The following is a 12,034-nucleotide window of genomic DNA, read 5'->3' as shown; positions in this document are numbered from 1 at the left end:
CTAACCTCGGCGACCATGCTTCACATGCTCGTAGTAGCCAGTACCCACAGCGGGGTCTGATCCTGACCGACCCCTCGCTGTGGGTCGGACGCTACTACCTGTCGGTCACTTCTTTGAGCAGAAAAGACCGACAGCATGTTCACCTCCACCGCCATCTCCACCACGTCGCGTTTCGCGGATCTGTTTGACCGCCCCGTGCCTCGTGACCTGCGTGAACACGCAGAAGCGATGTGCCACGACACCTTCATCGACCACTACGGACAACAGCGTGGGCCGATCCGCCTGGGCAGCTGGGGCGCCGCGGGCGACGACGACCGCCGCCGTGGGGTCACCGCCGCGCGGCGGTACCGGGCCAGCATCGCCGTCGGCGACCGCATCGCGACCTCCACGGCAGCGGCGACAGGCCCCGTCGCCGCCCTCACCGCCATGCTGCACGAGCGTGGTGTGGCCGTCGAGATGATCAAGTTCCACCAACTGCCAGCCGTCGGCGGTGGCATCGCGACGTTCATCTACGGCACCGACGGCGTCCGCTCCGAGTGGGCCATGGGCTGGGCACGAGACCCGGTCCAGTCGGCGCTGCGGGCGATGATCGCCTGCGCCAACCGGCTGCACGCGTAAACGCTGAAAGGCCGGCTGCCGCACAGGTTTACGAACAAACCGTGCGGCGGCTGGCCTCTCGGCGTCCTAGGTGAGTGGTCGCAGGACGATCGGCATGCCGTCCACGGGTACCGGCATGCCGCCGTAGTCGTACCAGGGCTGGTAACCGGGGTGCGGCAACTCCAGCCGGTAGCGGCGCAGCAGCCGGTGCATCACGGTCTTGATCTCGAGCTGACCGAACACCATGCCGATGCACTTGTGTGCACCACCGCCGAACGGTGCGAACGCATATCGGTGCCTCTTGTGCTCGTTGCGCGGTTCGGCGAAACGGTCCGGGTCGAACTTCTCCGGATCTGTCCACAACTCGGGGAGTCGGTGGTTGACCGACGGCCAGGTGACGACGTCGGTGCCCGCCGGAATGAAGTAGCCCAACAGTTCGGTGTCCCGCACGGCGCGGCGGAAGTTGAACGGCAGCGGCGTCATCATCCGCAGCGCTTCGTTGATCACCAGATCGTAGGTCTCGAGCTTCTCCAGCGCTTCGATGTCCAGCGGGCCATCACCGATGCGGGCCGAATCGGCACGCAGCTTGTCCTGCCACTCGGGGTTGGCGGCCAGGTGGTACGCCATGGTGGTCATGGTCGACGTCGAGGTGTCGTGCGCGGCCATCATGAGGAAGATCATGTGGCTGACGATCTGGTCGTCGGTGAAGCTCCCGCCGTCCTCGTCCTGGGCGTGACACAGCACGCTGAACATGTCGGTGCTCTCGCTGCGGCGCTTCTCGGCGATGGAACGGGAGAAGTAGTCGACCAGCGTCTTGCGGGCCTGAATGCCGCGCCACCAGGTCAGTGGTGGTACCGAGGTCCGGACGATGGCATTGCCGGCCCGGGTGGTGGTGGTGAAGGCCTGGTTGATGGTGGTGACCAGCTTGTGGTCGGTACCCGCCGGGATGCCCATGAAGACCTCCGCGGCGATGTCCAGGGTCAGCTCCTTGACCGAGGGGTGGAACAGGAACCGGGCGTCGTTGGCCACCCAATCCTTGGCCAGCACCGAGCTGGCCACCGAGTCGACGTGCGAGACGTAGCCGGACAGCTTGGTACGAGTGAACGCCTCTTGCATGATGCGGCGGTGGAACATGTGCTCGTCGAAATCGAGCAGCATCAGGCCGCCCTCGAAGAACGGTCCGATGACCGGATCCCAGGCGCGCTGGGAGAAGTCCTTGTTGCGGTTGGAGAAGACGGCCTGGGTGGCGTCCGGCCCGACCGCCATCACGGCCGACAGCGCGGGTGAATCGGAGAAGTACAGCGGACCGTGTTTGCGGTACTGCTCGAGGATGTAGTCAGGGCCGCCCCGGAAGGTCTCGATCAGGTGGCCGATGACCGGTAGTCCCGAGTCGCCCATGATCGCCTTGAGGCCGCTGCCTGCAGGCGGCTCGGCGAACATGAATTCATTCCATTGCTTGGCCCGAAGTCGCTGTTCGACGATGCCCATTCCGGGCACCGTGACCGGCGTCGGCTTGAGCCGGCGCCAGGCCTGATCGAGCAGGTAGCGAGGGGTGCTGATGGTCGCCATGTACCACTCCTGAATGCGATGTTTGTGGTGAAAGTCACCACCAGATGTCATCTTGGCTGGCACACTTGACGCGTGTCAAGTTTTGAGTTGGCGTGTCGGCGATGACATCGTGAGCGCTATGAGTGCTGAAGTCGAGACGGCCGACAAGGGCCGCAGTCGCGGCGACAAGCAACGCGACGCCATCATCGAGGCGGTGCGCGAACTGTTGCAGGAGCGGCCGTTCGCCGAACTGTCCGTCAGCACCATCAGTGCGCGGGCGGGTGTGGCGCGGTCAGGTTTCTACTTCTACTTCGACTCCAAGTACTCCGTGCTGGCCCGGATCGTGTCCGAGGCGATGGAGGAACTCGACGCGCTCACCCACAACTTTGCGCCGCGTGAGCCGGATGAGACGCCGGCGGCCTTCGCCAAGCGGATGGTGGGCAGCGCCGCCGCCGTCTATGCGATCAACGACCCGATCATGGCGGCGTGCACGGCCGCGCAGAACACGGATGCCGAAATTCGTGACTTGATGGCCGACTTCGAAGACGGCGTGATCGCCAAGATCGTCGGGCTCGTCGAGCAGGACGCCGGCCGGCGCCCGATTTCGGACGACCTGCCGACGCTGGTTCGCATCTTGGTGTCGACGACGGCCTACACGTTGTCGCGCGACAGCGCCTTCATCGGGCGCGGTGGGGACCCGCAACGCGCCGTCGACGTCGTGGAGCGACTGTGGCTCAGCGCGTTATGGGGCGGCGGCCAACTCCCTGTTTAGAGACGGGGCCTGTGTAGGGTCGGGCCATGACGCGGTGGAGCGGCTACGCAGGCAAGCGGTGTTTCGTGACGGGGGCAGCCAGCGGCATCGGCCGGGCGACCGCGCTCAAGCTGGCCCAGCAGGGCGCAATCCTGTATCTCACCGACCGTGATGCCGCGGGCCTGGAACAGGCCGTCGCCGATGCTCGCGCGCTCGGTGGTGAGGTGGCCGAGTACCGCGCGCTGGACATCTCCGACTACGACGCGGTCGCGGCCTTCGCCGCGGACATCCAAAGCCGGCATGAGGCCATGGACGTGGTGCTCAACATCGCCGGAATCTCGGCGTGGGGCACCGTCAGCACCCTGACCCATCAGCACTGGCGCTCGATGGTCGACGTCAACCTGATGGGCCCCATCCACGTCATCGAGACCATGGTGCCGCCCATGGTGGCCGCCGGCCGCGGCGGACGCGTGGCCAATGTGTCGTCGGCCGCAGGCATCGTCGCGCTGCCGTGGCACGCCGCGTACAGCGCGAGCAAGTACGGCCTGCACGGCGTCAGCGAGGTACTGCGCTTCGATCTGGCCCGGCATCGCATCGGGGTGTCGGTCGTGGTGCCCGGCGCGGTGAAGACCCCTCTGGTGCAGACGGTTCACATTGCCGGCGTGGACCGCGAGCATCCACAGGTGCAGCGGTGGGTGGCCCGGTTCGCCGGACACGCGGTGTCGCCGGAGCAGGCCGCGGACAAGCTCCTCGCGGGCGTGGCCAAGAACAAGTTCATGATCTACACCTCGCCGGACATCCGGACGCTGTACCTGTTCAAGCGGCTGGCGTGGTGGCCCTACAGCGTGGCGATGCGCCAGGTGAACGTGTTGTTCACGCGGGCGCTGCGACCGAAGCGACGCTGAGTCCCAAAGCCTCTGAACTTCAGCGCTTTCCCCAGTCCCATGGCGGCGCGCTGATCATCGTCTGGCCGTCGATCTCGGTTTCGCCCCACTGCTTGATCAGCTCGACTTCGCTCGCGTCGCACGCGGCCAGCCGCTCGCGCAGCCGTGCCGAGTGCGTGACCACGACGAGCTGCGTCTTGCGCGCGGCCGCGGCGATCATGTCCGCCAGTGGGCCCACCAGGTCGGGATGCAGCGACGTCTCCGGTTCGTTGAGCACCATCAGCTGAGGCGGTTCCGGGGACAGCAGGGCCGCGCCCCAGAGTAGGAATCGCAGTGTGCCGTCGGACAATTCGGCCGAACGCAGCGGACGGAGCATGCCGCGTTGGTGCAGCTGCAATTCGAACAACCCGCCGTCGGAGCTCACCGATATCTCGGCGCCGTCGAACGCATCTGCGATCGCGCGCGCCAGATCGTCGAACCCGGCTTCGAGGATCGTCTGTACGGCGGCGGCCAGGTCGCTGCCGTCGTCGCTGAGCACCGGGGTCCGGGTGCCCACCTGGCGGCGGCGGGCCGGCGCGTCCCGGTCGGCCCGGAAGCCGTCGTAGAAGCGCCAGTCGCGCAATCGATCCCGGACCGCGGCGAGCTCGGGCAGTGCCTCGGGATTGGCGTACTCGGCCAGCACGCTGCGGTAGCTCGGCAGGGCGCGGGTCAATTCGTCGAAGCCGCGGCCCGAGTCGGAGGCCACTTCGGCGTAGGTCCGGGTGCGACGCACCAGGGTGCTGCTGGGCCGGGGAGTCGGCCCGGCGAACACCGTCTCCCGCTTGATCTCGGGGTCCTGACCGAACATCGAGTTGTGGCCCGGGTCCTGCGGTAGACCGAGGTCGATGAAGTAGCCGAAATCGGTTGCCGCAAAGCCGAGTTCGAGTGACACCGGTCGGGTCCGGGTGGTGCCCTCGGTGGTGCCGGTCCGGCGGGCGCCGCTGGTGTTCTCCGGGCCGGCCCACAGCACCGACTGCAGCCCGCCTTCGCGGGCCAGGGACCCGATGACCTCACCGCGCCCGCAGTCGGCCAGCAAGCCCAGCGCCCGGTACACCGAGGACTTGCCGGTGCCGTTGGCTCCGGTCACCACGGTCAGTTCCGACAGGGGCAGGACGATCTCGCGCAGCGACCGGTAGCCCCGGATGGCGATAGTGGTCAGCACTACTGTGGCATCTCCAGTTCCAGTCGCACCCCGAGCAGTCGCACCGGCCGGTCCAGTTCGAAGTCGTGCAGCAGATCGATCGCGGTCCTGGTGATGGCCTCCAGGTCGGTACCGGCCACCGGCAACTTGCGAATCTTGGTGCGGGTGAAGAACGTCTTGGTGCGCAGGGTCACGGCCACCCTGGTGACGACGCGGCCCTGCCCGACGATCTCAGCCAGGGTCCGCCGCGCCAGATCGACGACCGCGGCTTCCATCTCGGCGGTGTCGGTGAGATCTGCCGGGAACGTCACCACATGGCTGCGCGACCGCGGCACCCACGGTTCGGCCGTCACGTTGCTATCGCCGCCGCCTTTGGCCAGCAACAGAATCCACAATCCGGTGGTCGGGCCGAAGGTGGAGGTGAGCAGTTCGGCATCGGTTCGGGCCAGCTCTGCGACGGTGGTGATATCCAGTTCCGCAAGCCTTTTCGCGGTCTTGGGGCCCACGCCCCAGAGCGCGTCGACCGGCCGGTCGCCCATGACTGTCATCCAGTTCTCGGCGGTGAGCGCGAAAACTCCGGCTGGTTTACCGAATCCGGTCGCGACCTTGGCCCGCTGCTTGTTGTCACTGATGCCGACGCTGCACGACAGCCCGGTCTCGGCGGCGATCACGGCCCGAATCTTCTCGGCCAGCTCGAACGGATCGTCCACGGCGGCACCGACGTACGCCTCGTCCCAGCCCCATACCTCGACCGGATGCCCGAGGTCGCGGAGCAGGCCCATCACCTGCTCGGAGGCTTCGTCGTACGCGGCCGCGTCGGAGGGCAGGAAGACAGCCTCGGGACATTTGCGAGCGGCGGTGCGCAGCGGCATCCCGGCGTGGACGCCGAATTCCCGTGCCTCGTAGGAGGCGCACGTGACCACCTTGCGCGGTTCGGTGGGGTCGCCGCTGCCACCGACGATGACCGGCTGCCCGACCAGCTCGGGGTGACGGCGCAGTTCGACGGAAGCCAGGAACTGGTCGAGGTCGACGTGCAGGACCCAGGGCGCTCTGGTCATCTCAGACACCCGCTCACGTCAGGTCCCACAAAGCTTGTGCGCCACGCTTTCCCACGCATCACCCTGCGCGTGCAGGCTCTGGCCCAGATCGTCGTGCTGGTGGCTGACGTAGTCGGCGTCGAGTAGGGCCAGCAGGGCATCGGTCTGGGCGTCCAGGTTCCCCGTGGTGCCCGCCGAGTGCAGCAGCATCCGGACGTGGGTGCGGTGGACGGCGGCAGCGGCCCCGAAGCGGCTCTGCGGATCGCGCCCCGCGTCGGACAGCAGGGCGCGGTGTTGCCAGACGAACTGGAGCCGGTCGCGGCCGTAGGCGAGTAGCCGCTCCAGCGGCGGTGCGCCAGGACCCAGCGGAGGCGGGCCGAACATCATGGCGTTCTGCTCGACCTGCTCGTCCTCGTCGAGAAGCACGAGCATGAGGCCGGAGCGGCTGCCGAACCGGCGGAACAAGGTGCCCTTGCCCACACCGGCCTCGGCCGCGATGTCGTCCATGGTGACGGCGTCGGCGCCGTGCTCGGCGATGAGGCGGCGAGCCGCGTCGAGAAGCAGCAGCCGGTTGCGCGCCGCATCGCCGCGCTCGACCGGCGCCGCGGGCGTCATCGGCAGGCCTGGCATGGGCAGCTTTGTCGGCCGCAGCTGCGCCAGCCCGTCGCTCATGAAAAAACTTTAGCTCAGACGGAATTAATCGGACCATGGTCCGGTTGACTCATGCGAGGATCGGTTCGTCGGAGCCGGCCACACACGAGCTAAGGGGAAAGAATATGGCAGATACCAAGGTCCTGGTCCTGGTCGGCAGCCTGCGTGCGGCATCGCTGAACCGCCAGCTGGCCGAGGTGGCGGTCGAATCGGCGCCTGAAGGCGTGACGGTACGCGTGGCGGACGGACTGGGCGAGCTGCCCTTCTACAACGAAGACCTGGACAACGAGTCGGTATCGGAAGCGGTCGTGGCGCTGCGCCGGATCGCCGGTGACGCCGACGCCATCCTGGCCGTGACCCCTGAGTACAACGGCACCATCCCGGCTGTCCTGAAGAACGCGATCGACTGGCTGTCGCGCCCGTACGGCGCCGGTGCCGTCGTCGGCAAGCCGCTGGCGGTCATCGGTACCGCGCTCGGCCAGTACGGCGGTGTCTGGGCGCACGACGAGAGCCGCAAGTCGTTCGGCATCGCCGGAGCGGACGTCGTGGACGTCAAGCTGTCCCTGCCGGCGTCGGCGTTCGACGGCAAGCATCCGCGCGAGGCTGCCGAGGTGGTCGACGGCGTGCGTGGCGTCATCGCCAAGCTGGCCGCCGAGGTCGGCTGACCAGAGCTCGGATGACCATCAGGGCCGTCGCCAGCGGCTGACGGATGGCGACGGCCCTGGGCTATGTGCCGGGTGGCGGGTGCGCACGCTCAGATAACCGTCGGCTCGCGTCCTTCGGGCACAAAAGGACTGGCAACGAACTACGGTTTGGGCGTGGCCGGGAAAACAGGCAGCTGACGTGGCCGGTGGCGCGGACCGGGGCGGAGCGAATGACGCGTTGACGCAAGCGGTGGCCGGAATCGGCACGCGGCTCGACGCTCGGCTCACCGACATCACGCGCTCGGTCGCCGAGCAGCTGGTGTCCGCCATCGCCGAACTGCGCGGTGAAGAGCAACTTCAGCGGGTCCTGGACGATTCGGTCACGGCGAACATCGATGCGTTCTTTGCCGCAGTCCGGCACGGCATCTCGATCGACCTGTTGCATGCTCCCGCGGCCGCGCTCGAGCACGCGCGCCGGCTGGCCCAGCGGGACATCTCGGCCAATGTGCTGGTCCGGTCCTACCGGCTGGGCCATCAGGCGGTGCTGAAAGAGGTGCTCGAGGAGATCAGGGCCGCGGACCTCGGTCCGGGACTGGGGCTGGACGTCTTCGACGTGATGTCGACGATTTCGTTCAACTACATCGACAGGATTTCCCAAGAAGTCGTCGAGGTGTACCAGCAGGCGCGGGAAAGCTGGCTGGAGAACCGAAACAGCGTGCGCATCACTGAGGTTCGCGAGTTGCTCGCCGGTGGCGACGTTGACGTCGACGCCGCGACCCTGGCAATCCGATACCCACTGCAGCGCACTCATCTCGCGGTGGTGCTGTGGTGCGGGGACGCCGAGGACCGGTTGGCCGAGATGGAGCGCCTGGTCCGGCAATTCGCCGCATCGATCGGCGCGGCGGATTCTCCGCTGTTCATCTCGGTGGATCGTGCCACGGCATGGGCCTGGGTCGCGGTGCCCGTGGCGGTCGTGGACGAGGCGGTGACCTGGCTGGGCAGCCTGGTGCCGGCCGACGGCCCGCACGTGGCCGTCGGTACCCCGCAGTCCGGCGTCGCGGGGTTTCGGCTCTCGTACCGGCAGGCCGAAAACGCCCGCACCGTGGCGGTGGCGTCGGGCCCGCAGCGCCGATTCACCGCGTTCGGCCACCGCGGGGTCGCGCTCGCGGCGCTGTTGGGTGCGAATGTCGATGCGCTGTCGGCGTGGGCGACCGAAGTGCTTGGCCCACTGGCCTGTTCGACCGACAGCGACCAGCGCCTGCGGGAAACGCTGCAGGCCTTCCTGAAGGCCGGTGGTAGCAACAAGGCCGCAGCCGAGGAGCTGCATCTGCACACCAACTCGGTGAAGTACCGGGTCCAGCGGGCGATCGAACGCCGGGGCCGGCCCATCGAGGACGACCGCCTGGACGTCGAGGTCGCGCTGCTGCTGTGCAGTCTGTTCGGTGACCAGCTGCTCGCCCAGGCGGACGACGGCGGGTCGTGATGGCATCCGCGAGGGCAGCGTGTAACCCCGATGGCTATCTACATCGTGAAGGGGCCTCGGGGTGTGCCGGGCCGCACCGATGAGACGGGGGCAATGTGTCAGCGCAGCGTGATCCTGTGCACCGACCCCCGCTGCGCGTGGTCTCGTCGGATTCCCGGTATCCCGACTGGGAGTCCGTCTATCAGGACAACGCGAAGTGGGTGTACCGCACGATCTACGCGCGAGTCGGCAATCAGGCCGATGCCGAGGACCTCACCGCGGAGGTGTTCATGGCCGCGTTGCGGCCGCTGCGGCTGACGGCGAGCGCCGCCGAGGTGCGGGCCTACCTGCGGAGCACCGCGCGTACGGTGCTCGCCGCGCATTGGCGCGAGACGATGGGGCGGGAGATCACTTGTATCGACCTCGATATCGAGGCGCCGCCGGAAGCCGAACAGTCCATCAGTACCGCCCCGGACCGTGTCGCCGCGGTATTGGCGGCCCTGCCGGACAACTATCGACGCATACTGGAGCTGCGATTTCTCCAGACCCGGTCCATCAAGGAGTCCGCGGCAGAGCTCGGTGTCAGCGTCGCCAACGCAAAGGTGTTGCAACACCGGGCATTACGGTTGGCTGCACAGATCAACGAGAAGGGCGAGCCATGAACGCGCGCGGGTTGCGTCGGTACCTCGACGATCTGCTGCGTGGGCGTAAACCGTCCGGGTTCAAGCCTGACGACTTCGACGCCGCGCAGATGCGCACCGCGATCGACCTGCAGACGGCCCGGCCCGGTGCCGACGAGCCGCGTCCGGAATTTCTCGCCGACCTGCAGAGCAGGCTTGCCCGACAGTTCGACGGCGACGAACCGGCGGCGCAGCCCGGGTGGCTGCGCGCCAACCGCCGTCAGGTCATCGTCGGGACGTCGGCGGCGGCCAGCGCCGCAGTGGCGGCCGTGGCCGTTGACCGGGCGCTGATGAGTGGCCGCAGCGAACCGGCGAAGCAGGACACCGCGAGCGGTGAACTCGTCCCGTCCGCGGGAAGCTGGCAGAAGGTGGCCGACAGTTCCGACGTGTCGGAGGGCGCGGTGCATCCGTTCGACCTGGGCTCGGTCGTGGGGTTCGTGCGCAGGGTGGACGGGAATGTGCAGGGCATCTCGGGTGTCTGTACGCACCAGGGCTGCCGGCTCTGGTTCGACGGACCTGACGACCGGCTGCGCTGCCCGTGCCACTCCACGTCGTTCGCCACCGACGGTCACGTCCTGACCCATCAGTTGCCGATTGCGCCAAGACCCTTGCCGAAGCTCGATGTTCGTGAGGTGGGCGGCGTTATCGAGGTGTTCGCGCCGGTTCCTCCGAGTCGGCCGGTCTGAGGCGTGTAACCCGCCGCCGTATCTGTTGGTGAGGGTGCGCAGCGCACCCCGCCCGACGACTACGGAGGTTCCCGTCGTGTCGCGACGATCCCTGGTGGCTCTCTCCTGCACCGCCCTGCTGCTGGCCGCATGCACCTCGACGGCGCCGCAGCAAAAAGCCGCCCCCGCACCTGTTTTCAGCTCCGATGTCAGTGGGACGCCCGGGATGAGCGGACCTGGTGCCGGCTCTGGACCCGCGACGGGCCCGATGGGTTCGATGACCATGGCCCCACCGGAATCCGGCCACCCCGCGCCCGCTCCGGCCGGTCCGAACGCGGTCAATATCGACAGCTTCGCCTTTGCCCCGGCGGAGCTGACCGTGCCGGCCGGGACGACGGTGACCTGGACCAACCACGACGAGGACCCGCACAACGTCGTCGCGGAAGGTGGGCAGTTCCGTTCTCCGACAATGGGTTCAGGAGCGACATTCAGCTATGTCTTTGCGACGCCCGGTACCTACGCCTACGTGTGCGGCATCCACCCCTTCATGCACGGGACGGTGGTGGTCCGATGAACGCCGACTCGTCGCAGAGCGACCCGCAGCAGATGAACCGTCGCCAATTGCTCCGGCACACGGCATGGTTCGGCGCCGCCGTCGGGCTGTCCGTGGTCGGTGGGGAAGTGCTGTCGCACGTCGCGGGCACCTCCTCGTCCGGCCCTGCGCCACGGCCCACTCTGCGCTTCGCCCAGGTCAGTGACAGCCACATCGGGTTCACCGGGGCCGCCAACACGGATGTGGCCGGCTCGTTCACCCATGCCATCGACACCGTCAACGACCTGGGCTACACGCCGGATTTCGTCATCCACACCGGTGATCTGACGCATCTGGCCACGCCGGAACAGTTCGACCAGGTCCGGCAGATGATGACGGGGCTGCATACCCCGCATGTGTTCACCGTTCCGGGGGAACATGATTCGGCTGACGACGCCGGCGCCAAGTACCGCCAGGCTTTCGGGGCGGGCACCCGCGGCGACGGTTGGTACAGCTTCGACATCGCCGGGGTGCACGTCATCGCGCTGGTGAACACGCTGAACCTCAAGAAGCTCGGCCATCTCGGCGTCGATCAACTCGAGTTCGTGGAGAAGGACGTCGCCTCGCTGTCGAGCGATACGCCGATCGTGGTGTTCAGCCACATCCCGCTGTTCGCGATGTACCCCGTCTGGGGCTGGGGGACCGACGACTCCGCGCAGGCCCTGAGCTATTTGAAGCGGTTCGCGTCGGTGACCTGCCTCAACGGCCATGTGCACCAGGTTTTTTCCAAGACCGAAGGCAACATCACCTTCCACAGTGGGACCACCACGGCGTATCCGCTGCCGCATCCGGGTGACGGTCCCGCGCCGAAACCGCTGACGCTGCCGGCCGGCAAGCTGCACGACGCGCTCGGTATCCGTGAGGTCACCTACCAGACCGGCCGGCACACCCTCGCGCTCAAGGAACGGACCCTGCTGTGACGAACGTCGTCTGTCGCCTGCTGATCGCCGCCGCCATGCTGGCGAGCGGCCTGCTGCACGCGTACCTGTACGTCCACGGGTATGGGCACATCCCGTCGGTCGGCACCGGCTTCCTGGTGCAGGCGTCGGTGTTCTGTGCCGTCGGGGTGTTGTTGGCGGTGGGTGCTCCAGTCTGGTTCGGCTGGGCGTCGGGCCTGCTGTCGGCGGGGGCGCTGGCGGCGTTCGCGCTGTCGCGGACGGTCGGGTTGTTCGGATTCGTGGAGACGGGCTGGGAGCCGGTACCGCATGCAGTCCTCAGTGTGGTCGCCGAAGCGGTGGCCGTGCTGACGGCGGGGGTCTGGGCGGTACGGGCCGCGCGGGGGCGATAGTCGCATTTGTCACGTCCGTCACGCGTGTACCACAGACAAGGCTCTTTGCACGAGT

At 67.5% G+C, this 12,034-nt stretch carries 14 protein-coding genes; 10 read left to right on the top strand and 4 right to left on the bottom strand.

The genetic code is table 11. The features are described 5' to 3' along the window. Window positions 1-135: 135 nt before the first annotated feature. Window positions 136-618, top strand: coding sequence for a 2-isopropylmalate synthase (locus ACX12F_RS18025; protein WP_459365867.1), 483 nt, complete (start codon window positions 136-138; stop codon window positions 616-618). Between the two features lie 66 nt (window positions 619-684). Here the strand turns inward: ACX12F_RS18025 and ACX12F_RS18020 are convergent, their stop codons facing one another. After that, the gene (locus ACX12F_RS18020; protein WP_459365866.1) at window positions 685-2,166 is read right to left on the bottom strand and encodes a cytochrome P450; all 1,482 of its coding nucleotides are present in this window, start codon (window positions 2,164-2,166) and stop codon (window positions 685-687) included. Between the two features lie 118 nt (window positions 2,167-2,284). Between ACX12F_RS18020 and ACX12F_RS18015 the strand changes: the two genes are divergently transcribed. Both ACX12F_RS18015 and ACX12F_RS18010 read left to right on the top strand, forming a co-directional pair. Continuing rightward, complete coding sequence (locus ACX12F_RS18015) at window positions 2,285-2,917, top strand: TetR/AcrR family transcriptional regulator (protein ID WP_459365865.1); 633 nt, start codon at window positions 2,285-2,287, stop codon at window positions 2,915-2,917. A gap of 26 nt (window positions 2,918-2,943) precedes the next feature. Beyond that, window positions 2,944-3,801, top strand: a complete 858-nt coding sequence (locus ACX12F_RS18010) for an SDR family oxidoreductase (RefSeq protein WP_459365864.1) — start codon at window positions 2,944-2,946, stop codon at window positions 3,799-3,801. Window positions 3,802-3,820: 19 nt separating this feature from the next. On the opposite strand, the gene ACX12F_RS18005 is transcribed toward ACX12F_RS18010, so the two are convergent. Genes ACX12F_RS18005 through ACX12F_RS17995 form a run of 3 tightly spaced genes read right to left on the bottom strand, consistent with a single transcriptional unit; the run spans window position 3,821 to window position 6,627 of the window. Beyond that, a complete protein-coding gene (locus tag ACX12F_RS18005; protein ID WP_459365863.1) occupies window positions 3,821-4,981 on the bottom strand; it encodes an AAA family ATPase in 1,161 nt (386 codons plus the stop codon). Further along, window positions 4,981-6,018 carry a DNA polymerase IV gene (locus ACX12F_RS18000; protein WP_459365862.1) on the bottom strand — a complete coding sequence of 346 codons (1,038 nt, stop codon included), beginning with the start codon at window positions 6,016-6,018 and terminating at the stop codon, window positions 4,981-4,983. Before ACX12F_RS18000 ends, ACX12F_RS18005 begins: the two co-directional genes overlap by 1 nt. A gap of 18 nt (window positions 6,019-6,036) precedes the next feature. Continuing rightward, the gene (locus tag ACX12F_RS17995) at window positions 6,037-6,627 is read right to left on the bottom strand and encodes a TetR/AcrR family transcriptional regulator (protein ID WP_459370412.1); all 591 of its coding nucleotides are present in this window, start codon (window positions 6,625-6,627) and stop codon (window positions 6,037-6,039) included. Window positions 6,628-6,773: 146 nt separating this feature from the next. Here ACX12F_RS17995 and ACX12F_RS17990 point away from each other — a divergent pair, with 146 nt between their 5' ends. From ACX12F_RS17990 to ACX12F_RS17960, 7 genes are all read left to right on the top strand, one after another. Further along, entirely contained in the window at window positions 6,774-7,313 is a 540-nt protein-coding gene (locus ACX12F_RS17990; RefSeq protein WP_459365861.1) for an NADPH-dependent FMN reductase, read from the top strand. A 178-nt stretch (window positions 7,314-7,491) separates the two neighbouring features. Next, window positions 7,492-8,775 carry a PucR family transcriptional regulator gene (locus ACX12F_RS17985; RefSeq protein WP_459365860.1) on the top strand — a complete coding sequence of 428 codons (1,284 nt, stop codon included), beginning with the start codon at window positions 7,492-7,494 and terminating at the stop codon, window positions 8,773-8,775. A gap of 95 nt (window positions 8,776-8,870) precedes the next feature. Then, window positions 8,871-9,416, top strand: a complete 546-nt coding sequence (locus ACX12F_RS17980; protein ID WP_459365859.1) for an RNA polymerase sigma factor — start codon at window positions 8,871-8,873, stop codon at window positions 9,414-9,416. Next, window positions 9,413-10,120: a Rieske (2Fe-2S) protein gene (locus tag ACX12F_RS17975; RefSeq protein WP_459365858.1), complete on the top strand. Its 708-nt coding sequence runs from the start codon at window positions 9,413-9,415 to the stop codon at window positions 10,118-10,120. The genes ACX12F_RS17980 and ACX12F_RS17975 overlap by 4 nt, the downstream gene beginning before the upstream one ends. 205 nt (window positions 10,121-10,325) lie before the next feature. Continuing rightward, complete coding sequence (locus tag ACX12F_RS17970) at window positions 10,326-10,673, top strand: cupredoxin domain-containing protein (RefSeq protein ID WP_459370411.1); 348 nt, start codon at window positions 10,326-10,328, stop codon at window positions 10,671-10,673. Beyond that, window positions 10,670-11,611, top strand: a complete 942-nt coding sequence (locus tag ACX12F_RS17965; protein WP_459365857.1) for a metallophosphoesterase family protein — start codon at window positions 10,670-10,672, stop codon at window positions 11,609-11,611. Before ACX12F_RS17970 ends, ACX12F_RS17965 begins: the two co-directional genes overlap by 4 nt. Window positions 11,612-11,646: 35 nt before the next feature. Continuing rightward, window positions 11,647-11,979, top strand: a complete 333-nt coding sequence (locus ACX12F_RS17960; protein ID WP_459370410.1) for a hypothetical protein — start codon at window positions 11,647-11,649, stop codon at window positions 11,977-11,979. The last annotated feature ends 55 nt before the right edge of the window (window positions 11,980-12,034 follow it).

The organism is Mycolicibacterium sp. HS_4_1, from assembly GCF_054515875.1.
The sequence above is the reverse complement of the archived record's forward strand: the minus strand, read 5'-3'. Positions and strand labels throughout refer to the sequence as shown.

Excerpts from the sequence above, each read along its gene's own strand:
- ACX12F_RS18025 (WP_459365867.1), top strand. The coding sequence starts at position 136 with ATGTTCACCTCCACCGCCATCTCCACCACGTCGCGTTTCGCGGATCTG.
- ACX12F_RS18020 (WP_459365866.1), bottom strand. The coding sequence starts at position 2,166 with ATGGCGACCATCAGCACCCCTCGCTACCTGCTCGATCAGGCCTGGCGC.
- ACX12F_RS18015 (WP_459365865.1), top strand. The coding sequence starts at position 2,285 with ATGAGTGCTGAAGTCGAGACGGCCGACAAGGGCCGCAGTCGCGGCGAC.
- ACX12F_RS18010 (WP_459365864.1), top strand. The coding sequence starts at position 2,944 with ATGACGCGGTGGAGCGGCTACGCAGGCAAGCGGTGTTTCGTGACGGGG.
- ACX12F_RS18000 (WP_459365862.1), bottom strand. The coding sequence starts at position 6,018 with ATGACCAGAGCGCCCTGGGTCCTGCACGTCGACCTCGACCAGTTCCTG.
- ACX12F_RS17995 (WP_459370412.1), bottom strand. The coding sequence starts at position 6,627 with ATGCCAGGCCTGCCGATGACGCCCGCGGCGCCGGTCGAGCGCGGCGAT.
- ACX12F_RS17990 (WP_459365861.1), top strand. The coding sequence starts at position 6,774 with ATGGCAGATACCAAGGTCCTGGTCCTGGTCGGCAGCCTGCGTGCGGCA.
- ACX12F_RS17975 (WP_459365858.1), top strand. The coding sequence starts at position 9,413 with ATGAACGCGCGCGGGTTGCGTCGGTACCTCGACGATCTGCTGCGTGGG.
- ACX12F_RS17970 (WP_459370411.1), top strand. The coding sequence starts at position 10,326 with ATGAGCGGACCTGGTGCCGGCTCTGGACCCGCGACGGGCCCGATGGGT.
- ACX12F_RS17965 (WP_459365857.1), top strand. The coding sequence starts at position 10,670 with ATGAACGCCGACTCGTCGCAGAGCGACCCGCAGCAGATGAACCGTCGC.
- ACX12F_RS17960 (WP_459370410.1), top strand. The coding sequence starts at position 11,647 with ATGCTGGCGAGCGGCCTGCTGCACGCGTACCTGTACGTCCACGGGTAT.